General features: G+C 38.1%; 19 protein-coding genes and 2 riboswitches. Of the genes, 9 read left to right on the top strand and 10 right to left on the bottom strand.

Annotation, left to right across the window (positions count from 1 at the left end; all coding sequences use genetic code 11):
- Window positions 1-368 precede the first annotated feature (368 nt).
- The 4 genes from guaA to xpt are packed head-to-tail and all read right to left on the bottom strand — an operon-like array spanning window position 369 to window position 5,282.
- A complete protein-coding gene (gene guaA, locus GJE18_RS00415) occupies window positions 369-1,910 on the bottom strand; it encodes a glutamine-hydrolyzing GMP synthase (protein ID WP_039647288.1) in 1,542 nt (513 codons plus the stop codon).
- A 20-nt stretch (window positions 1,911-1,930) separates the two neighbouring features.
- Window positions 1,931-3,397, bottom strand: coding sequence for an IMP dehydrogenase (guaB, locus tag GJE18_RS00410; protein ID WP_107368697.1), 1,467 nt, complete (start codon window positions 3,395-3,397; stop codon window positions 1,931-1,933).
- Between the two features lie 35 nt (window positions 3,398-3,432).
- A complete protein-coding gene (pbuX, locus tag GJE18_RS00405) occupies window positions 3,433-4,701 on the bottom strand; it encodes a xanthine permease PbuX (RefSeq protein WP_060552213.1) in 1,269 nt (422 codons plus the stop codon).
- Window positions 4,701-5,282 (bottom strand): xanthine phosphoribosyltransferase, encoded by a 582-nt coding sequence (xpt, locus tag GJE18_RS00400; protein WP_060552212.1) that lies wholly within the window; start codon window positions 5,280-5,282, stop codon window positions 4,701-4,703. Before xpt ends, pbuX begins: the two co-directional genes overlap by 1 nt.
- Before the next feature lie 249 nt (window positions 5,283-5,531).
- Window positions 5,532-5,634: riboswitch (purine riboswitch) on the bottom strand.
- Window positions 5,635-5,875: 241 nt separating this feature from the next.
- Here xpt and GJE18_RS00395 point away from each other — a divergent pair.
- From GJE18_RS00395 to GJE18_RS00375, 5 genes are all read left to right on the top strand, one after another.
- On the top strand, window positions 5,876-6,286 hold the full coding sequence (locus tag GJE18_RS00395) for a general stress protein (protein ID WP_107368696.1): 411 nt from the start codon (window positions 5,876-5,878) through the stop codon (window positions 6,284-6,286).
- Between the two features lie 143 nt (window positions 6,287-6,429).
- Window positions 6,430-7,104 (top strand): hypothetical protein, encoded by a 675-nt coding sequence (locus tag GJE18_RS00390; RefSeq protein ID WP_060552210.1) that lies wholly within the window; start codon window positions 6,430-6,432, stop codon window positions 7,102-7,104.
- A gap of 112 nt (window positions 7,105-7,216) precedes the next feature.
- Window positions 7,217-7,819 carry a DNA-binding protein gene (locus tag GJE18_RS00385; protein ID WP_037565048.1) on the top strand — a complete coding sequence of 201 codons (603 nt, stop codon included), beginning with the start codon at window positions 7,217-7,219 and terminating at the stop codon, window positions 7,817-7,819.
- Window positions 7,820-7,842: 23 nt separating this feature from the next.
- Window positions 7,843-7,946, top strand: a riboswitch (TPP riboswitch).
- 84 nt (window positions 7,947-8,030) lie between these two features.
- A complete protein-coding gene (gene thiO / locus GJE18_RS00380) occupies window positions 8,031-9,137 on the top strand; it encodes a glycine oxidase ThiO (RefSeq protein ID WP_107368695.1) in 1,107 nt (368 codons plus the stop codon).
- A gap of 74 nt (window positions 9,138-9,211) precedes the next feature.
- Window positions 9,212-10,603 (top strand): L-cystine transporter, encoded by a 1,392-nt coding sequence (locus GJE18_RS00375; RefSeq protein WP_085622253.1) that lies wholly within the window; start codon window positions 9,212-9,214, stop codon window positions 10,601-10,603.
- A gap of 40 nt (window positions 10,604-10,643) precedes the next feature.
- On the opposite strand, the gene nfsA is transcribed toward GJE18_RS00375, so the two are convergent.
- Window positions 10,644-11,399: an oxygen-insensitive NADPH nitroreductase gene (gene nfsA / locus GJE18_RS00370; protein ID WP_060552207.1), complete on the bottom strand. Its 756-nt coding sequence runs from the start codon at window positions 11,397-11,399 to the stop codon at window positions 10,644-10,646.
- 141 nt (window positions 11,400-11,540) lie between these two features.
- Between nfsA and GJE18_RS00365 the strand changes: the two genes are divergently transcribed.
- The 4 genes from GJE18_RS00365 (at window position 11,541) to GJE18_RS00350 (ending at window position 15,806) form a co-directional block, all read left to right on the top strand.
- Window positions 11,541-12,317, top strand: a complete 777-nt coding sequence (locus GJE18_RS00365) for a 2-keto-4-pentenoate hydratase (RefSeq protein WP_060552206.1) — start codon at window positions 11,541-11,543, stop codon at window positions 12,315-12,317.
- A 369-nt stretch (window positions 12,318-12,686) separates the two neighbouring features.
- Window positions 12,687-13,256 carry an alkyl hydroperoxide reductase subunit C gene (gene ahpC / locus GJE18_RS00360; RefSeq protein ID WP_037565060.1) on the top strand — a complete coding sequence of 190 codons (570 nt, stop codon included), beginning with the start codon at window positions 12,687-12,689 and terminating at the stop codon, window positions 13,254-13,256.
- Window positions 13,257-13,597: 341 nt separating this feature from the next.
- Window positions 13,598-15,121, top strand: coding sequence for an alkyl hydroperoxide reductase subunit F (gene ahpF / locus GJE18_RS00355; RefSeq protein WP_107368693.1), 1,524 nt, complete (start codon window positions 13,598-13,600; stop codon window positions 15,119-15,121).
- Between the two features lie 211 nt (window positions 15,122-15,332).
- On the top strand, window positions 15,333-15,806 hold the full coding sequence (locus GJE18_RS00350; protein ID WP_060552204.1) for a hypothetical protein: 474 nt from the start codon (window positions 15,333-15,335) through the stop codon (window positions 15,804-15,806).
- 120 nt (window positions 15,807-15,926) lie between these two features.
- On the opposite strand, the gene GJE18_RS00345 is transcribed toward GJE18_RS00350, so the two are convergent.
- The 5 genes from GJE18_RS00345 to GJE18_RS00325 form a co-directional block, all read right to left on the bottom strand.
- On the bottom strand, window positions 15,927-16,877 hold the full coding sequence (locus GJE18_RS00345) for a DUF1002 domain-containing protein (RefSeq protein ID WP_060552203.1): 951 nt from the start codon (window positions 16,875-16,877) through the stop codon (window positions 15,927-15,929).
- Between the two features lie 147 nt (window positions 16,878-17,024).
- On the bottom strand, window positions 17,025-18,017 hold the full coding sequence (bioB, locus tag GJE18_RS00340; RefSeq protein ID WP_037565066.1) for a biotin synthase BioB: 993 nt from the start codon (window positions 18,015-18,017) through the stop codon (window positions 17,025-17,027).
- 133 nt (window positions 18,018-18,150) lie between these two features.
- Window positions 18,151-18,849, bottom strand: a complete 699-nt coding sequence (locus GJE18_RS00335) for a PepSY domain-containing protein (RefSeq protein WP_107368692.1) — start codon at window positions 18,847-18,849, stop codon at window positions 18,151-18,153.
- Window positions 18,833-20,203, bottom strand: a complete 1,371-nt coding sequence (locus GJE18_RS00330; RefSeq protein WP_107368691.1) for a sensor histidine kinase — start codon at window positions 20,201-20,203, stop codon at window positions 18,833-18,835. Before GJE18_RS00330 ends, GJE18_RS00335 begins: the two co-directional genes overlap by 17 nt.
- A gap of 4 nt (window positions 20,204-20,207) precedes the next feature.
- Window positions 20,208-20,885 carry a response regulator transcription factor gene (locus tag GJE18_RS00325; RefSeq protein ID WP_060552199.1) on the bottom strand — a complete coding sequence of 226 codons (678 nt, stop codon included), beginning with the start codon at window positions 20,883-20,885 and terminating at the stop codon, window positions 20,208-20,210.
- Window positions 20,886-20,888 lie beyond the last annotated feature (3 nt).

Here is a 20,888-nt window from a genome sequence, read left to right as displayed (position 1 = left end):
CATGTTTTAATCTTCGTCCAATCTCGAATTGATTAACCAACGATGATTGTCGTCACATTTCACTACGCATTTTATATTTATTATCACAGCTCATTTTTGAGCTTTGCTTGATTTATAACAGCATAAAAATACTTATCTTCCTTACGTCAATTTAACGCATTAAATTATGGATATAATTGTCTTATACTATCATTTGAATTAACAAATTCCAAATTTGGACCCTGCTAATCACTGTTGTTTTAATAACTCTAGCAAGTTCTGCTGTTTCTTTGTTCTCTAGCTCATTCCACATCTCCCTTTTTCCACCCTCAACTCACACAAATAACCCTCTAACCATTGCGGTTAAAGGGTTTCTTCTTTTTAAAATACTATTCCCACTCGATTGTGCTTGGTGGTTTTGATGTGATGTCATAAACAACACGGTTGACGTGATCCACTTCATTCACGATACGTGTTGAGATTTTTTGTAGAACTTCCCAATCGATACGTGCGAAGTCACTTGTCATACCATCAATCGACGTTACGGCACGTACACCGACTGTGTAGTCATACGTACGGTAGTCTCCCATTACACCAACTGAACGGATATCTGGTAATACTGTAAAGTATTGCCAAATGTCACGCTCTAAGCCTTCTTCACGGATGACTTGGCGTAAAATCGCATCGGATTCACGGACGATTTCTAATTTTTCTTCTGTGATTTCACCTAGGACGCGGATACCTAATCCTGGACCTGGGAATGGTTGTCTCCAAACGAGGTGTTCTGGAATACCTAATTCGATACCTAATGCACGTACTTCATCTTTGAATAACGTGTTGATTGGTTCGATTAATTCGAATTCCATGTCTTCCGGTAAGCCACCTACGTTATGGTGAGATTTGATTGTTTGTGCTGTTTTTGTACCTGATTCGATGACGTCTGTGTACAGTGTACCTTGCGCTAAGAAGTCTACACCTTTTAATTTTGATGCTTCATCATCAAAGACGTATACGAATTCGTTACCGATAATTTTACGTTTTTGTTCAGGATCTGATACGCCTGCAAGTTTTGACATGAAACGGTCTTGTGCGTTTACACGAATAATATTCATGTTGAAACCTTCACCGAATTGTTCCATTACCATGTCGCCTTCACCTTTACGTAAAAGACCGTGGTCAACGAAGATACATGTTAATTGATCCCCAATCGCTTTGTGTAATAATACCGCAACGACAGAGGAGTCTACCCCACCGCTCATTGCGCAAAGTACGCGACGGTCGCCGACTTTTTCACGGATTTTTTCGACTTCGATATCGATGAAGTTTTCCATCGTCCACTCGCCTGTACAGTTACATACGCGACGTACAAAGTTACGTAATAAGTCATTACCAAATTCTGTATGACGCACTTCTGGGTGGAATTGTACACCGTAGATACGACGTGATTTGTCTTCGATGGCCGCATATTGTGTGCTTGGGCTATCTGCAATGACTTCAAAGCCTTCTGGAATTTCTATGACTTTATCAGAGTGACTCATCCAAACCGTTTGTTCTTCTGGTAAACCGAAGAATAACTCGTCTGATTTTGCGTTGATCGTCGCTTTTCCGTATTCACGTTCGTTCGCACGCTCAACTTTACCACCTAATAATTTTGTAGTTAATTGCATACCATAACAAATACCTAAAACTGGAATACCTAAGTTGTAGATTTCCGTATCAATAGTAAACGCATCTTCTGCGTAAACAGAGTTTGGTCCACCTGAAAGGATAATCCCTTTTGGATTCATTTTTTTAATTTCTTCAATAGAAATTTCATGGTCGTGTAATTCACTATACACACCCATTTCACGAATGCGTCGTGTAATCAGTTGGTTATACTGACTTCCGAAGTCTAGGACAAGAATCAGTTCTTGTTCTTTTGCCATTTCCATAATGTGTACTCCTTTATCCCTTAGAATGAGTAGTTTGGTGATTCTTTTGTGATTTGAACATCATGTGGGTGGCTTTCTGCTAGACCTGCAGCACTCATTTTTGTAAATTGTGCTTCTTCACGTAACGTTTCTAAGTCTTTTGAGCCTGTGTAACCCATACCGCTCTTCACGCCACCAATTAATTGATAAATCGTATCTTGTAATGGTCCTTTGTAATCAATACGTCCTTCAACACCTTCTGGAACGTACTTTTTAGGTGTTTTATCTTCTTGGAAGTAACGATCGTTAGAACCACTCGCCATTGCACCTAATGAACCCATACCGCGGTAAACTTTGTATTGACGTCCTTGGAACATTTCAACTAAACCTGGGCTCTCTTCAGTACCTGCAAGTAAGCTACCAAGCATAACCGCATGTCCGCCTGCCGCAAGGGCTTTTACGATATCACCAGAGAATTTAATACCGCCGTCTGCGATAATTGTTTTACCATGGTTTTTCGCTTCTGTCGCACAGTCGTAAATTGCTGTGATTTGAGGCACACCGACACCTGCTACAACACGTGTTGTACAAATTGAACCTGGTCCGATACCCACTTTCACAACATCTGCACCTGCTTCAAACAATGCTTTTGTTGCTGCAGCTGTCGCAACGTTACCTGCGATCACTGTTACTTCAGGATATGTTGCTTTGATTTCTTTCACTTGATTGATAACACCTTGTGAATGACCGTGTGCCGTGTCAATCACTAATGCGTCAACACCCGCTTCTACAAGTTTTTCAGCACGAATGCTTGTATCTTTAGCGATACCAATCGCCGCTGCTACGATAAGACGACCGTGGCTGTCTTTTGCCGCATATGGATATTCGTTCACTTTCTCGATATCTTTAATCGTGATGAGGCCTTGTAAAATACCATCTTCTACTAATGGAAGTTTTTCAATTTTGTGGTCTTGTAAAATCTTCTCAGCTTCTTCAAGTGTTGTACCTACTGGTGCTGTCACTAAGTCTTCTTTAGTCATAACATCAGAAATTTTGATTGAGAAGTCTTCAATAAATCTTAAATCACGATTTGTTAAAATGCCGACAAGTTTGCGTGATTCTCTATTGTCTACAATTGGCACACCTGAAATACGATATTTCCCCATTAATGCTTCAGCTTCATATACGCTTTCTTCTGGTGTTAAATAAAATGGGTCCGTAATAACGCCATTTTCAGAACGTTTTACTTTTTGAACTTCATCTGCTTGGCGTTCGATGCTCATATTTTTATGAATGACACCTAAACCACCTTGACGTGCCATCGCAATCGCCATTTTTGATTCTGTAACAGTATCCATACCTGCTGATACGATTGGAATATTTAATTGAATACGTTCTGAAAGTTTAACGCTTAAATCTACTTCTTTCGGTAATACATTTGATTCTGCTGGAATTAGTAATACATCATCAAACGTTAGTGCTTCTTTAACAAACTTGTTTTCCCACATTTTTCGTATAGCCTCCATTCAAATTGATAGTTATATTATTTCACATTTTCTTCGTTTTGTTGATAGTTTAGACCATTAAAAAATAAATTCAATATAATCGCGGAAATTGTTCCTAAAACGATACCATTTTGAGTAAACCATGTAAATTGATCACCGAGTGCTTTAAAGGCTTCTGGAACGGCAGTAATCCCCGCCCCTAATCCGACTGAAATCGCGATGATTAACAAATTGTTTTGGTTTTTGAAATTAATGTCACCGAGGATGCGGACACCATAAGCCATCACCATACCAAACATCGCTAACATCGCACCACCTAAAACAGACAAAGGGATGATGTTCGCTAATGCGCCAATTTTAGGAATACAGCCACAAATGATAAGCATGATGACCATGCCGTAAATGACATCATTTTTCTTAGCGCCAGATAAGGACACAAGCCCTACGTTTTGAGAATATGCTGTATATGGAAAGGCATTAAAAATGGCACCTAACGTAATCGCAATTCCTTCAGCCATATAGCCTTTTCTAAAATCTTTACGTTCTAATTGACGTTCTGTAATTTGACTTAACGCATGATACACACCCGTTGACTCGATTAAACTGATGAGCGCGACGATAAAGAAAACGACGATGGCACCAAAGTCAAAAGCGAATCCGTCAAATCGGAATGGGCGTGGTAATTCAAACCAATGGGCTTGACCCACTTGGGCGATATCCACAAGTCCTAAGAAACTTGCGATCACTGTCCCACTCACTAATCCTAATAAAATGGCAATAGATTTAATAAAACCTGTCGCAAAACGTTGAATGACTAAAATGATGATGAGTGTCGCAAAACCAAGTAAAATATGCTTCGGTGAACCGTAATCTTTGGCACCTTGCCCTCCAGCAATATAATTCATTGCGACTGGCATTAACGTAATACCGATAATGGTTACGACACTTCCCGTCACAACTGGTGGAAAAAGACGCACAAGATAAGCGAAAAATGGTGCGATGATAATGACCAAAAGCCCTGATGCGAAAAGTGAACCGTACAAGACGTCTACCCCTTTAGACTGCCCAATCATAATCATTGGCGCAACAGCAGTAAACGTACATCCTAACACGACCGGGAGACCTATTCCGACCCCGCGGTACACTTGTAAAAATGTCGCAACACCACACATAAAAATATCGACAGTAACAAGAAATGCGATTTGTTCAGGGGTGAATTTTAAACTTGTTCCTACAATAATAGGTACAAGAATGGCACCCGCATACATAGCTAAGAGATGTTGTAAACTTAATAGAAATCTTTTCATTATGCTTGATCTCCAACTAATGTAATTTTGTTGCCTTTAAGAGAGCCAATTTGACACAATGACGATACATTGAGTCCTGCTTCTTCAAGACGTGTACGTCCTTGTTGGAAGCTTTTTTCTACTAATATCCCAACTCCTACAGTTGTCGCGTTCGCTTGTTGTACGAGACGGTGTAGCCCAAGTGCGGCTTCGCCATTCGCTAAAAAATCATCGATAATGAATACGCGGTCATCAGGTGATAAAAATTCTTCTGAAATGATGACGGTACTCGTTTTATTTTTCGTAAATGAATGCACATCTGTTTGATAGAAACCTTTATTCAATGTGCTCGGCTTTGCTTTTTTCGCAAATAGACAAGGGACATCAAAATGTAAAGCTGCCATAATGGCCGGGGCAATACCTGAGGCTTCAATCGTTAAGATTTTTGTGACGTTTTCATGCGCAAATTGTTCATGAAAGACTTTTCCTATCTCGTGCATCAGTTCAGCATCAATTTGATGATTTAGAAAACCATCCACTTTTAAGATTTTTTCATCAATGACAACGCCATCTTCAATGACTTTGTTTTTTAACCTTTCCACTTCGGTTCCTCCTCAATTTTGGTCAAGATAATAAAAAAGCCCAAAACTTCAGAATATAGTTTTAGGAACGAGTAAGTGAAATACAGTTGTAAGTGTGACACGTTTTATAATCCCTATTCATTCAACAAAATAGTCATAGCGTTCACTTTGATACGTGTGTCATTGACATGAATTGGGTGAGACATAAAAGGTATCACTAAAAATATCATTGAAATCATGAAACACATGACAAAATGATACAAAGCATTACATTGATTTTCATTTACTCATAGTCACATTGTTTAAGGCAACGTGGTAGAAACTTCCAAAGCCATATTCTTCAGATTATATGAGTGCGTATAAATTATTTAATGATAATAGCAAATTTGAAGCTAATACGCAATACCGTCGCGTCAAATCAATTATTTTCAGAAATTTATGTAAATTAATTGCAGAATACCCTTCTTAAGGGCAACATTATTATGGAAGCGCAATCATAAATTTGTTAATTAAATGCCGTAAATTTGTTATGATTATCTTATAGGTATCAAACGGTTAATTGCGATATAACATGGGTAAAACTAATATGAATATTAAAAACGGAGGCGTCGATTATGGCAGATTTTAAAGTAGCACGCACAGAAGAAGATGCAATTGAAGTCGTAGATTCTTTTTTACGAAACGGTTATAAGGAATCAGAAATCGTAGTCATTAGTAAAGAAAAATTAAAAACAGATCGATTCAATGATTGTCAAATTCAACACAAATCGACTAACGGTACGATCAGTGATAAATTCATGCGTATGTTTATCGGTGAAGACGCTGAAAGTGCCGCATTAAGTCGTTATGATTTTGGCGAAGAAAAAACTGAAGATTTAAAACAAGACTTGAACAATCATAAAATTGTTGTCATCGTTCAAAAAGACACAATTAAACATGGTGAAGTCACGCAAAACAATGCCGCTTATGTTGAACCTTCAACAGATAAACATAAGCCTTCTGAACATAAAGGTGATATCGAGTGAAATTCAAATCAATCATAATGATGAATTTTTGGGGCTAGGACATTATAAAATGTTCTAGTCCTTTTTATATGAAAGCGCCAGTCTACTACGCCTGTTTTTAACTATCTGTGCTATACTGTTATCAATCAAGAGAGGTGAACGTAATGAAATTTGTACAAATAAAATCTACCCAAGATCAATGGTATGAACCCGCACTCGATTTTTATATGGATAAATTAGATCCCCTCGTAACAGAAGACGAATCTGTCTTTGTGCAATCTTTAAAAACTGAAAAAACACACAATGATTACGTTTTTCTAGTCGGCATTGAAGACAATCGTGTGGTGAGTTTTGCGACAGCACATTATGAAGCAACAACTAACACAGGCTTCATTGTCTATTTAATCGCAGAACCTGGTGCAGAACAGGAAACATATTTAGCTATGATGCTAGAAGAAGTGGAAAAAGGCATTAATCGATTATCTAATCAATTGCACGGGCGCGATGTGAACTTCTTTATGTTTGAATCAACGCTCGAAAATCCAGATGTCGATGCCAAAACAGCAGAAGACATCGCGTTTCGACGTCATTTCTTAACACATCATGGTTATGAAAAACAAACGCAAATCCCTTATATTCAACCTTCATTAGACCGTAAAGGAAAACCTGTACCTCTTGATTTATATATCAAAGCAAACATTCCTTTAACGAAAGATATCTACGGTACAAGTGTAAAATCGTGCTATATTTTGAAATACGTCTTTGCTAATCGCATTCCAAGACGTGTGATTTATCCACTATTAATAAAAATGAATTTGAGTAAAGATATGAATACGTAAGCCCTTGAAATCCAGTCTTAAAGCCGTTACAATAAGATAGAGGTAAGACTGACGGGTCACTGAACTCAGGCTACCGTAAGTCTAAAATGACTGACAGAAAGGATTTATGAACATGCTAACAAAAGAGTTTGCACAGAAATCAGAGCTTAGTGAAAAGCAAGTGCGCAAAATTGTACAGCACCTAGAAGAACGTGGCTACCAGTTGAAAAAAACGGAATACCGTGGACGTGAAGCAACGGATTTCCAAGAAGAAGACATTGAATTATTCCAAGAAATTGCAGAACGTGTTGGACGCACGAACAGTTATGAACTTGCATTTGAAGAATTAGAACAAGAAAAAGACTTTTTACAAGTCATCGTCAAAGATAATGGTCAAAACTTGCCATCAGACCAACAATTCCCTCAAATGATGCAAGAACTAAAAGCAGAAATCGATAAAATGCGCGAAGAACGCCAACTTTTGGGACAAATGATTTCTCAAGTCCACCAACAACAAGAAGAATTGAAATCATTACATACACAGTTAAACAACCAACTTGAAACAAACGCAAAATCTTTAAATGCCATTACCGAAAGTCAAAAACAACAAGCGGATCAATTATCTAAAACACAAGAAAGCATCGAAACACAAACTAAAGAACAACAAGAACTTGTGACAACGATTAAAAACAACCAAGAGCAAAAAGGTTTTTGGGCACGCTTATTCGGCGGCTAAGATTCACTAAAATAAATACGCAATACAAGTGCTAGGGGTGCTCTTAAGTGAGCTGAGAAAGACGTCATCTTAACTCTTTGAACCTGAAGTGGTTAGTACCAACGAAGGGAAGCCGTATGTGAACACAATTTATGTGTCTGGAAAAAGTCCTTTTTTCAGATTGTTTCAATACAGGTGACACCTCTTGCACAAGATTGCAGGAGGTTTTTTTATGCAAAAATTAATCATTATCGGTGGCGGCGTAATGGGGCTTTCTATCGCTCGCCAATTATCTAACGCTCCCTATAATATCTCTATTATTGATCGCACCACACCTCGCATGAATGCATCGTATGCAGCTGGAGGAATGTTAGGTGCTCAAAATGAATTTTTTGAAGCTACCCCACTCTATCGATTAGCGATGCAAAGTCGTGCGTTAATGCCACATGTTGCTCAACAACTCCAACGTGATACAGGTATAGATATTGAATTCCAATGTCACGGTCTCATTAAAATCGCGACAGAAGTCACACATATCGAAAATATCAAAAAACAATTTTCATTTTTAAAACAAGATGACCATCACATTCAATGGTTCCATCCGAAAGATTTGCACCGTTTGTTTCCACACCTCAACCCCAAAACAACAGCCGCATTTAAAATTCAAGACGATGGTCAAATCCATGCCAACCTTTATACTCAAGCACTCACAAAAGCGGTAATATCTCAAAAAAACACGCAATTGTATTCACATACTGAAGTCACACACATTGAAAAACATCGAGATGGCTATACCGTTCATACCTCTCAAGGCGCTATGATGGCAGATTTACTCGTTATTGCGGCAGGTGCCTGGAGTGGCAAATTGTTATCAGATATACATATTTCATTACCTACCCGTCCTGTGAAAGGCGATGTGAAGTTAGTCGAAACCCAATCCCCTATTTTAAAGACGACCCTTTTTAATGCCAATGGTTGCTATATTGTTCCAAAACATCACAATCGGTATTTAATCGGTGCGACTTCTGAATGGGACAATTGGTCGACTGATAATGATGCGTCAAATTTAAAATGGCTTGATGATAAAAGTCAGGAAATGCTCCCTCAACTTCGAAACCATCGCATTATTAAAACTTGGACGGGTATTAGGCCTATTACACATCAAGAAGTCCCTATCATGGGTCCAATTAGCCCTTCGCTTTTTGTAGCGACGGGACATTACCGTAATGGTATTTTACTCTCTCCAATTGTAGGTCAATTAATGGCGAAAGCGATTCAAGGTGACGTGCAAGCGCTCGATACATTGCAACCTTTTACACCAAACGTGCAACAAAACTAAAAATGTACTTGCTTTTGTACCGCATACCGATTATTCTTATTATATAAATCGGAATTAAAAGGAAGCGTGTTGCCATGTCTACATTTTTAATTATTCTTAATCTCGTCATTTTCATCATTGCTCTTGTTGGGCTATGGTGGATGGCTAAAAAACATATAAAATTCCCCAAACGTGTCTTCATCGCATTAGGTTTAGGAATTCTTCTCGGTCTAATCCTTCATATTTCTTATGGCGCGGGAAGTAAAATAATCACTGAAACAACATCTTGGATAGACATCGTCGGTCAAGGTTACATTTCATTACTTAAAATGATTGTAATTCCACTTGTTTTCGTATCGATTGTCGTCGCATTTACAAAAATCGACATCGGTGAAAAATTTGCTAAAATGGGTAGTCTCATTTTAATGTTTTTAATTGGCACTGTAGCCATTGCTGCAATAGTAGGAATTGTTTTTGCGTTATTATTCGGTTTAGATGCCTCATCGATTGATTTAGGCCAGGCTGAAAATGCCCGTAGCTCTGAAATTACGAACCAAGCAAAAGAAATGACCGCAACGACGTTACCAGCACAAATTTTAGAATTATTACCTTCAAATCCATTTCTAGATTTTACCGGTGCGCGTGCAACGTCTACGATTGCTGTCGTGATTTTCGCAGCATTTATCGGATTTGCTTTCTTACGTGTGTTACGTAAAGAACCAGAAAAAGGTCACATTTTAAAACGTGGCATTGACGCCGTCTATTCACTTGTTATGGCAATTGTGACGTTTGTTTTACGCCTTACACCTTATGGTATTTTAGCGATTATGATTACGACGATTGCGACAAGTGACTTTGCGGCCATATGGACATTAGGTAAATTCGTTATTGCTTCATATGCAGCTTTACTCACGATGTATCTCATTCATATGATTATCTTGGCAATTTTGGGCGTGAATCCCCTTCAGTTTATGAAGAAAACAGCAGAAGTTATTTTATTTGCGTTTACGTCTCGTTCAAGTGCAGGTGCGTTACCCCTCAATATTCAAACGCAAACTGAACGTTTAGGTGTGCCACCAGCGATTGCGAACTTTTCGGGATCATTCGGCCTCTCTATCGGTCAGAATGGCTGTGCGGGTATTTATCCTGCCATGTTAGCCGTGATGGTTGCCCCAGTGGCAGGTGTTGAACTGAACTGGCAGTTTATTTTAACGTTAATCGTTGTTGTCGTACTGAGTTCGTTCGGAGTGGCAGGTGTAGGTGGTGGTGCGACATTCGCATCCATTCTTGTATTATCCGCACTGAACCTTCCAGTCGGTCTTGCGGGTGTCTTAATTTCAGTCGAACCCCTTATCGACATGGGACGTACAGCACTTAACGTGAACGATTCATTACTCGCCGGTACAGGCACTGCAAAATTAACGAAACAATTAGATGAAGAAACATTTAAATCTAACCACTATGACGAACTCGCATCACAGCATTAAAAATAGAGAGTGTGCCCTAATACGTCACACTCTCTATTTTTTATTTCTTATTAAATCCTGACATTTGTAACCAGTTCAACATTTCTAACCGTTGTTTACTGTTCATAAATTGCGTGATTTGTTCTGACCAAGTTTCCGTACGTTCTCCATGTGTGCGTGCGTTGTAATAGTTAGAAACCGTCTCATCATAGGCCTCAAGTTGTGCTTCTAGTTGGGTATCATCTGTGTTGTAGCCATCGACGTGAAAGACATGTTCGAACGGCAAACGGGGTTTTGGTGTACCATTTTCATCATCCGCAGGTTCACCAATCGCCATGCCGAATAACGGGAATGTAAACTCTGGTAGTCCTAAAATTTCACGTACTCGCGGTACATCATTGCGCAATGATCCTAAATAAACAATGCCGTAACCCATATCCTCTGCAGTTAACGCAATATTTTGAGCCATTAATGCTGCATCTACTGTACCTACGAGTAAACCTTCAGCTGACTCAAAACTACCTTCTAATTGTGCGTCTCGCTTTTCACTAATTAAATGATGTCGATGATAATCTAAAACGAATACTAATAAATAGCCATTTTCAACAACGTAAGGTTGTCCAGATACTTCTTTTAATGCTTCTTTCTTGTCTAGATTTTCAACACCAATAACGGAAGTCGTTTGTAAAAAACTTGATGTCGACGCCATTTGACCAGCTTCAATCAGTTTACGAATCACTTCTCGGTCAATCGCTTTTGATTTAAATTTCCGTACCGAATGATGTTGTTTCGCTAACGCATAAACATGTTCAGACATATGTGCCACCCCTATTACTTTTTTCTCATTTTATCAAAATCTATTTCCTAGCGCATAAATCGTGTTTCACCTTAACTTGCAATACTTTTAAATAAAAGTTATCCTAATTGTAACAATTTTCAGAATAAAGGGGTAGACACTATGACGAATCAAACAAAATCTTTAGCAAAACAACTTCATCAAGCGTATTTAAATCATCAACCCATCCCTTTTCTTAATCCCGATGCAGCTGTAGATGAAACGTTAGGGTATGCGGTACAACAAGAACTGACACAACGCATTCAATCCGCGACAGGATCAACAGTTGCTGGATACAAAGTCAGTATGACAAGTAAAGCAACTCAAGCGTATGCGAACACTCATGAGCCGGCATATGGAACATTATTAAGCCATGTCGTTAAAGCGTCTAATACCACGCTTAACTTACACGACTTGTTTTCACCTTTAATTGAACCCGAATTGGTATTTGAGTTCACAGAAGATGTATCTAATCACCCTACTGTAGAAGAAGTACTATCTAAATCAAAGATTGCCCCAGCAATTGAAGTGCCAGACGCACGTTATATCGATTGGTTTCCACATTTTACATTGGGCGACTTACTAGCTGATAATACAGCTACAGGCCTTGTCATTGTTGGAGAAGCTGTAGATACCCCTGATTATGACACGCTTGGAGATATCTCCATGACACTTCAACATAATGAGACCGCCCTCGCCGAAGGACATTCGTCTGCCGTCTTAGGTCATCCAGTAAAAGCAATTCAATGGTTAGCTGAAAAATTAGCTGCACATGGCAAATCATTAAAAGCGGGTGATATTGTGTCTTCAGGCACTTTTATCACACCACTTCAAGCAGAGGTCGGTACGTATCATGTAGAGTATACGCATATTGGTAATGTCAATGTCACATTTGAATAACGCATTTAAGAAGTAAAGCTGAATGAGTGTGGGTCGGCTTTACTTCTATTTATGTTATTTTATCAACTTCAATGCCTTTAATTGATAAAATATAGCTCTAATTGAGAAAATTATATCGTCAATAATATTGAAAACGTGTAAATTGTATTGAGGTCGATACGTTAAGTATGAGGTTTTCACAAGAATTTAGTGATTCTTTAAAATGCATTTAAAGTAAAAAGAGAGTAATTTCGTTTGACGTCTATCACTTTTCGTGTATAATAAGAGTCAAGATTAGAATTATTATTAATAAGGAATGATGATAAAGAACTCAATCACATCAATTCTAATCAATAATAATGATTATCATTTTTTAGGAGGAATTTCATTATGTCTTTAATCGGTAAACAAATTGAAGAATTTTCAGCACAAGCGTACAATGCAAAAACAGACGAATTCGTTGAGGTATCTCATGAAGATTTAAAAGGTAACTGGAGTGTAGTTGTATTCTATCCAGCTGACTTCTCATTCGTATGTCCAACAGAATTACAAGACGTTCAAAACCATTACGCTAAATTACAAGAGCTTGGTGTAAATGTTTACTCAGTTTCAACTGATACACATTTCGTACACAAAGCGTGGCATGACCATTCAGATGCGATCAGCACATTACAATACGTAATGATTGGTGACCCATCTCAAGCGATTACACGTAACTTTGACGTGTTAGATGAAAACACTGGTCTTGCACAACGTGGTACATTCATCGTTGACCCTGACGGTGTTGTTCAAGCAGCTGAAATTAACGCAGATGGTATCGGTCGTGATGCAAGCACATTAGTACACAAAATCAAAGCTGCGCAATACGTGCGTCAAAACCCAGGTGAAGTTTGTCCTGCAAAATGGGAAGAAGGTAACGACACATTAACACCAGGTTTAGACTTAGTAGGTAAAATCTAAGAAGTTCGAATACAATCTTTATGATGCATGAGCGGCAACGCCTACTCGAAATACTAAAATTCTATCTGATCACCCAAGCAAAATATGAATTTTAGTATTTATGATGAAGGACTAGGCAAGCCAGGTGTTAAGTTCTGGCTCCTCCGTTCATACTGTCCATAAAATTTTATTCCAATTCTATTCATAAATATTCCGTCTAGGCACAACATGAAGCGTTTGATTGCCTCCTTTTGAAGGTATTCAAACGTTTCCTTATTGCCTGGGCGGGACAGCAATCTTCCCGTTGAATGAGATTGTTGTCCCGCTCTCAATCCATTCACATTTTTAGGAGGCCAAAACATATGTTAAACCAAGAGTTAAAGCAACAACTTACACAGCTTCTTGATTTAATGGAAGGTGACGTGGTGTTCAAATTAAGTGCTGGCACTGATGAACACTCACAAAAATTAAGCGACTTAGTCAATGAAGTTGCAGAAATGTCATCTCGCATTACAGTTGAAAAAGCTGATTTAAAACGCACACCAAGTTTCAGTATTAATCGTCCAAATGAAGAGTCTGGTATCACATTTGCAGGTGTACCATTAGGTCATGAATTCAATTCATTTGTACTCGCCTTATTACAAGTCAGTGGTCGTGCACCAAAAGAGTCTCAATCTGTTATCGATCAAATTAAAGCTATCGACAAACCATTAAACTTTGAAACATTTGTTAGCTTAACATGTCAAAAATGTCCAGATGTCGTTCAAGCATTAAACTTAATGTCTGTAATCAATCCAAATATTACACATACGATGATTGATGGTGCAGTATTCAAAAAAGAAGCTGAAGACATTATGGCAGTTCCAGCTATCTTTTTAAATGGTGAATCATTTGGAAATGGCCGTATGACTGTTTCTGATATTTTAAACGAATTAGGCGAAGGTCCTGATGCATCTGAATTTGAAGGTAAAGAAACATTTGATGTTCTTGTCATCGGTGGTGGCCCTGCAAGCGCAAGTGCAGCCATCTATGCTGCGCGTAAAGGTTTAAAAACAGGTATTGTCGCTGACCGTATTGGGGGTCAAGTGAATGATACGGCTGATATCGAAAACTTAATCGGCGTGAAGAAAACGACAGGTCCTGAATTATCATCAAACCTTGAACAACACATTTCAGACTACAAAGTAGACATCATGAAAGGTGTTCGTGCTGATAAGATTCAAAAAACGGACGAAGGCACAGACGTTACGTTAAATAACGGTGCGACATTAAAAACGAAATCCTTAATCATTGCAACAGGTGCACGTTGGCGTCAACTTGGCGTTCCTGGCGAAAGCGAATTTGCGAACAAAGGTGTCGCTTACTGCCCACACTGTGACGGTCCTTTATTTGAAGGTAAGGATGTCGCTGTAGTTGGTGGCGGTAATTCAGGTGTCGAAGCAGCGATTGACCTCGCTGGTATTTGTAACCACGTTACATTGTTTGAATTTGGTGAAGAAATGCGTGCAGACTCTGTGTTACAAGATCGTCTTCGCTCATTACCAAATACGACAGTAATCACAAATGCTGCAACTTCTGAAATTACAGGTACTGACCGTGTTAACGGCATTACGTATACAGACCGTGCAACTGACGAATCTAAACACGTTGAACTAGACGGTGTCTTTGTTCAAATCGGTTTATCACCTAACACAGAATGGGTTGGCGATGCTGTCCAACGTAACCGTATGGGTGAAATCGAAGTGGATAGATTGAACCAAACAAATGTCCCTGGCATTTTCGCAGCAGGTGACTGTACAGACCAACGCTACAAACAAATTATTATTTCAATGGGATCTGGTGCAAGCGCAGCATTATCTGCATTTGATTACCTCATCCGTAATTAAAATCAATAATACAACGGACTGGCGACATGAACACTTCATGTTACCAGTCTTTTTTATTTATAAAAATGTAGCATCTCTAAATTTGACTGCCTCTTCATACGTCTCATGGACACCAACAATGAACGCTATGTTTTTGGCATTTGACCCTAACCATATATGCGTTTATAATATATAATAATATTATAAGTTATTATTTAGAGGTTAATTCATCATGTCGACGAAATCCATTACTCAAATCAGTGCTATTGCTGCACTGTTAACTGTTTTTGCTTTGTTTAAACTACCGGCTATATTGCCTGGGTTGGAATTCCAACTTTCGGCACCTGTATCGCTTTTAATATTGGCTTTTTTTGGAATTAAACGCTATTTTATTGGTGGCCTGATTTCAAGTGCGATTCTATTCATCATTGGCGCATTCAATCCACTTCATTTATGTATCTCTTTGATTTTTAGAATACTCTCAATAAGTGTGGTGTATTGTTTAGGGGTATCGTTAAGAACGCTATGCATTGCTGGATGCGTAGGAACGCTAGTATCTCGTATTGTTCTTGCTGAATTTTTACATTTGCCGCCAATTGTACTGGTTGCTCATGCATTGCCAGGCATTTGTTTTACACTTATCGTTGTTTCATTACTCTATCCAACGTTAAGCCGACGTCCTGTGATTCAAGCGCTGTGTAAATAGTTCACGCCCACACTCATGCTTTATAACTCCCCAATATAGAAAGCCTTCAAATACATTCTAGTCAATGAATTTGAAGGCTTTCTGTTAATCTAATTAGACATATCCAGTACGCATTATTCATTATAAAAATGACATGAGCCATAAATAAATACGTTGAAAGAAATCGACAATCGCATTCCATATTCTTTGGAAGAAGTTGCCTGCTTCTTCAGGATTTAAGTTTTTTAACGCTTCAATTTTATCCCCTGCATGTTTACGAATATCATCTTTTAGTGCGTTCGCTTGTTTTTCATATGCTTTCGGATCTTGGTTAATGACATCAGATTTTGCAACATTCATCATCAAATTTTGAATCACTGCAATATCATTATCACTTAATATTTGATGTAAGTTGTGTTCATGTATCGTTTGATTAACGATATGGTTAATCGTTGTTTGATTAATTTGTTGATTATTCTGTTTGGCTTCTGCAATTTGACCTTTCATATCAGCAATGGATTGGTTCAACACTTCATCTGAATAGCCCTCTTTTTTCGCATGCGTTTCACTAATATTCGCTAAATCATTCATTTCTTGGTGTGCATTTTGAATGTCTTTTTGATTTAATGTGTGACCTTGTGTCTCGTACGCTTTATATATACCTGTGAGCGCGCCTTCTCCAGAAACACGATCAATTGCAGCAATTTTAATTTTCGCATCTTGAATACCCGCGGTAATCGCAGCGTTGATATATTGTTCACGTGTAATACGCGTAATGTTGTCAGGGGTTTCAATCGTTACAGAGACGCCTCTACCAAATTTCTTCGGCTTAATATAAGCACTGGAATGAATGAAATCATATTCTGTTCCTGTATAACGAACAACGTCGTTATGATTCACTTCGTATGTTGTGACGTTCTTACCGACGCCAAGAAGCTCTTTCGTTTCGTGTAGCTGATTTTGATTTAAATCCGCCCCTTGAATAAAGATATCTTCTTTAGGTTTATGTTCATTGGCCGCTTCAGCTTGATACGTTGTGCCTGTCGTTAATAAGGTGAGGACTAGACCGCTAGCGAGTAATTTCTTATACATGTGTTCACTTCCTTTTACCATTAACGTTATTTTAACATGGATGATGTGTCGTGCTATCCTTCCATAGACGTAATTATTATCTTTTTACTTTAAATAAAAAACTGCCAATCAAGCACATGGCTTCATCGACAGTTTTTACACACATCATTATACCGTTTTAACCGGTTGTGCAACGTCATGGTTATAATCAATCTCGTATCCCATATCTTTAATCATATCGTAATCTAATTGATTTGGCTGACCCCCTGTGATTAAATAATCGCCAACGAAAATAGAATTCGCTACCATCAAAGCTGTAGATTGTAATGAACGCAAGTTGACTTCACGGCCACCAGCAATACGAATCTCTTTCGTTGGATTAATTAACCTAAATAGTGCCAAAATACGTAAGCAACGCATTGGTGTTAAATCATCCATCTCTCCAAATTTCGTTCCTTTAATCGGATGTAAAAAGTTGACCGGGATACTGTCTGCGTCAATGTCTCTCAAGGCAAACGCCATATCCACGATATCTTCGTTCGTTTCTCCCATACCACAAATGACCCCCGAACATGGTGAAATATTGTGTGCCTTCATCGTCTCAATCGTATCAACGCGGTCTTGATATGAATGTGTGGTAACAACTTCGTCGTGATAATTTTCACTCGTGTTTAAGTTGTGATTATAACGGTCCACACCCGCTGCTTTCAATTGCGCTGCTTGTTTTTCATTCGTTAATCCTAAGCATGCACAAATCTTCAATTGTGGGTGCTCTGATTTAATACGCTCAACAGATTTCGTAATATGATCTACTTCTTTATCACTTGGTCCTCTACCACTCATTACAATACAATATGTACCAATTTCATGCTCCGCTGCCACTTTAGCCCCTTCAGTAATTTGGTTTTCAGGAATTAAAGCATAGCGTTGTTTTTCTTTCATTTCACGTGATTGACCACAATAACCACAATCTTCTGGGCAAATGCCACTTTTAGCGTTCAATATCATATTTAGTTTCACTTTGTGCCCATAATAATGTTTTCTCAGTTGATACGCTTCATGTACCAAATCCATCGTATCCATCGTATCATCAATAAATATGTCATAAGCTTCTTGATGTGTTAAAGGGTGACCTTGTAAAATGCGCATTGCTAAATTCATTCTAAAACCTCCTAATCTATAGGACAGTATAGCATAATTGTAAACAAAATTTTAAATAAGTTTACATTTGACGTTAAAAATGCAACGTCCCCATGATTAATGTCGAATCGGGTTAGCGTTGCATTTTGTCGTGTTAGTCGTCTTCACCCCAGTCATCCTCTCCAACATCATCATCCTCAGAGGTAGATGTTGGCGATTGTGGCGAGGATGGCACTTGTGACGTGTTTGGCGTTTCATGGGACTGTGGTGCTGATGCATCATGTGAATGATGATGCGTCGCAGCATGTTCTTCTTGAGTTGTCGCGCCTGCACGGGTGAACCATGACACTGAGGTCACTTTACCAGTTAGGCGATGTATCATCACATTAGCGCCTTCGCTTTGATTCACATGTTGTGTCACTGCATAGTGTGGCGCATTTTTCGATTGTTGTAATTTGATTGCGACAAACGTACCACCGACATGCTTTTTAGCGATGGTTTTCGCTTCGTTTTCACTGATGTGATGCATCCTCTTCTTTTGTTTTTGGCTTTTTTTCAGAGCTGCTTGCTTTTTAAATGTTTTCGTCTTCGTCATTTGCATAATTGACCCTTTTTTTCGATCAATCACAATGTGATACTCTGCCTCTTTATTCACCATTCTTACATTAAATTCAGCTTCATTTTGATTCGTATGAATTGATTTTACTGTGCCATCATAACGGTTTTCCACCAATTGCTTTGCGCTCGCTTTACTCATGTATGATTGATTGGCGCTAAGATAAATAACGATACCTAAAAAAACGGCTAATATGATGCTAATGATAAGTACAACTATTTTAAGGAGTGATTTCATAGTTTACCTCCTTTGGAATCGTTAATGTAAAAGTCGTTCCATGATTCACTTCGCTATTCACATGAATTGTAATATGTTCTTTCTTAGCGATTTCTTGGGCAATGGATAATCCTAAACCAGAACCGCCTGTTTGTCGTGAACGTGCTTTGTCCACACGATAAAATCGCGTAAAAATGTGCGGCAGTTCCGCTTGAGGAATTCCTATACCATCATCAGATATTGATAGCATCACGTGCTGTTTTGTTTCGGTTAATATAAGATTAATTGACGTGCGTCCATATTTGTGTGCATTATCTAAAAATATATGGACCAATTGTTTAAAGGATTGGACATCTATCTGTACATTTCCTGAAGCCGTATAATCTTCCACTTTCAAGGTATGAGTGTAGACATTAGTCATTCTGTCTACTAATTCTTGAACAATGGTCGGTAAATGAACACATTCAAGACTGCGCTCCGTCTTATTTTCTGTAATTTGAGCCACATACAGTAGCTGTTCAGTTAAAAACTTCATTTTTTGCGCTTCATCATGAATTGCGTGAATACTTTCATCTAATGTTCTTTCATCTTTTTTTCCAAAACGTTTCAACATTTGGCTGTAGGCACTAATGACAGTGATTGGCGTTTTTAATTCATGTGACGCATTCATAATAAATGCTTGTTGTTTCTCATCATGTTCTTTTAATTTGTTCATCATATCGTTAAACGAATTTGATAATACTTTAATTTCATATGAATCATTTTTTTGAATGTGAACAGGTTGATAGTCTTTAGTATCCTCTGTTTTTTTAATATGTTGAATTAATTGCAATATCGGTTCTGTAATGATACGGGTTATCATATTATTGATATAAAAAATGAGGATTAATACAAATAAGGTGGAGCCGACTAAAATCCATTTCAACATTTGAAAAGATTCATATTTAAAGTCGACATTTTCAAATAATTGTAAATTAACGACATTGCCATCTTTCCAAACAATAGGTAATGACACCATCGCAAAGTGATGGCCTTTGTAGTCAATCGTCCTTTTATATTGATGCGCACGATAGTCTAATTCCATATTGTTGTAAGTCACATCTGTCGCAAATTTTACAATTGCTACATCATCTTGATTGACCACGCTAATATAGCCATCTGATAAAATATATCCGTGGTTCATAATTTCCGTATTCGTTTGGTTTTCAGAAGCTTTCATTTCTTCCATAATATTGACACTACGGTTTTCGAGTTGATTCAGTTCGGATTCCAGTGCATAATGTTTAAATAGAAAATAGACAAGTATGTTCACGCAAATGACTATAATTACCGTCATTAACGTAATATACAGTTGAATTCGAGTTCCTAAACGCATGACTTCAATCCTTTATCATATAGCCATAACCGCGAACACTTGAAATGAGCGATGGCTTAGATTGATCGAGCTTTTTTCGCAAATGACGTACATACACATCTACAACATTGGTATCTCCTTGATAGTCATAAGCCCATACTTTTTCAATAATTTGTTCACGTTCTAATGCTTGATTTTTGTGCTCTAATAAAAACACAAGGAGCTCATATTCTTTTGGTGTTAAATTGATTAAGGTATCATCGCGGAATACTTCTCGTGAATTTGTATCTACACGAATATGTTTATACTGAAGTGTGTGTGAAGGTGATTTCGCTTCGATTTGCGCTGATTTTAAATGCACACGAATACGTGCCAACAACTCTTCAATTTCAAACGGTTTTGTCACATAATCATTCGCCCCAGAGTCCAGACCACCGACTTTGTCAGTAACCGCATCTCTCGCCGTCAACATAATCACTTTTATATTTTTATCTTTCATTCGAATGCGCCTTAAAACTTCTAATCCATTGAGTTCAGGCAACATGACATCTAATAAAATTAAATCAAAGGCCCCTTCATTATACGCATGTAATGCTTCTTTACCTGTGTAGACATTCGTCACATGATATTCTGCAAATTCAAGTTCTAATTGTAATACACGTGCAATTTTTTCATCATCTTCAACTATTAAAATATGTTCCATGTC

The sequence above is a fragment of the Staphylococcus agnetis genome, from assembly GCF_011466855.1.
GTDB classification, from domain to species: Bacteria; Bacillota; Bacilli; order Staphylococcales; family Staphylococcaceae; genus Staphylococcus; species Staphylococcus agnetis.
Note: the sequence above shows the minus strand (reverse complement) of the source record. Positions and strands in the feature narration are given on the sequence as shown.

What these genes read in the sequence shown, in the direction of transcription:
- GJE18_RS00350 (WP_060552204.1), top strand. Translation starts at nt 15,333, where the DNA reads ATGTCGACGAAATCCATTACTCAAATCAGTGCTATTGCTGCACTGTTA.
- pbuX (WP_060552213.1), bottom strand. Translation starts at nt 4,701, where the DNA reads ATGAAAAGATTTCTATTAAGTTTACAACATCTCTTAGCTATGTATGCG.
- ahpC (WP_037565060.1), top strand. Translation starts at nt 12,687, where the DNA reads ATGTCTTTAATCGGTAAACAAATTGAAGAATTTTCAGCACAAGCGTAC.
- GJE18_RS00395 (WP_107368696.1), top strand. Translation starts at nt 5,876, where the DNA reads ATGGCAGATTTTAAAGTAGCACGCACAGAAGAAGATGCAATTGAAGTC.
- GJE18_RS00325 (WP_060552199.1), bottom strand. Translation starts at nt 20,885, where the DNA reads ATGGAACATATTTTAATAGTTGAAGATGATGAAAAAATTGCACGTGTA.
- GJE18_RS00375 (WP_085622253.1), top strand. Translation starts at nt 9,212, where the DNA reads ATGTCTACATTTTTAATTATTCTTAATCTCGTCATTTTCATCATTGCT.
- guaA (WP_039647288.1), bottom strand. Translation starts at nt 1,910, where the DNA reads ATGGAAATGGCAAAAGAACAAGAACTGATTCTTGTCCTAGACTTCGGA.
- GJE18_RS00365 (WP_060552206.1), top strand. Translation starts at nt 11,541, where the DNA reads ATGACGAATCAAACAAAATCTTTAGCAAAACAACTTCATCAAGCGTAT.
- ahpF (WP_107368693.1), top strand. Translation starts at nt 13,598, where the DNA reads ATGTTAAACCAAGAGTTAAAGCAACAACTTACACAGCTTCTTGATTTA.
- nfsA (WP_060552207.1), bottom strand. Translation starts at nt 11,399, where the DNA reads ATGTCTGAACATGTTTATGCGTTAGCGAAACAACATCATTCGGTACGG.
- thiO (WP_107368695.1), top strand. Translation starts at nt 8,031, where the DNA reads ATGCAAAAATTAATCATTATCGGTGGCGGCGTAATGGGGCTTTCTATC.
- GJE18_RS00385 (WP_037565048.1), top strand. Translation starts at nt 7,217, where the DNA reads ATGCTAACAAAAGAGTTTGCACAGAAATCAGAGCTTAGTGAAAAGCAA.
- bioB (WP_037565066.1), bottom strand. Translation starts at nt 18,017, where the DNA reads ATGAATTTAGCAATGCGCATTTTACAAGGTCACCCTTTAACACATCAA.
- GJE18_RS00345 (WP_060552203.1), bottom strand. Translation starts at nt 16,877, where the DNA reads ATGTATAAGAAATTACTCGCTAGCGGTCTAGTCCTCACCTTATTAACG.
- GJE18_RS00390 (WP_060552210.1), top strand. Translation starts at nt 6,430, where the DNA reads ATGAAATTTGTACAAATAAAATCTACCCAAGATCAATGGTATGAACCC.
- GJE18_RS00335 (WP_107368692.1), bottom strand. Translation starts at nt 18,849, where the DNA reads ATGAAATCACTCCTTAAAATAGTTGTACTTATCATTAGCATCATATTA.
- guaB (WP_107368697.1), bottom strand. Translation starts at nt 3,397, where the DNA reads ATGTGGGAAAACAAGTTTGTTAAAGAAGCACTAACGTTTGATGATGTA.
- GJE18_RS00330 (WP_107368691.1), bottom strand. Translation starts at nt 20,203, where the DNA reads ATGCGTTTAGGAACTCGAATTCAACTGTATATTACGTTAATGACGGTA.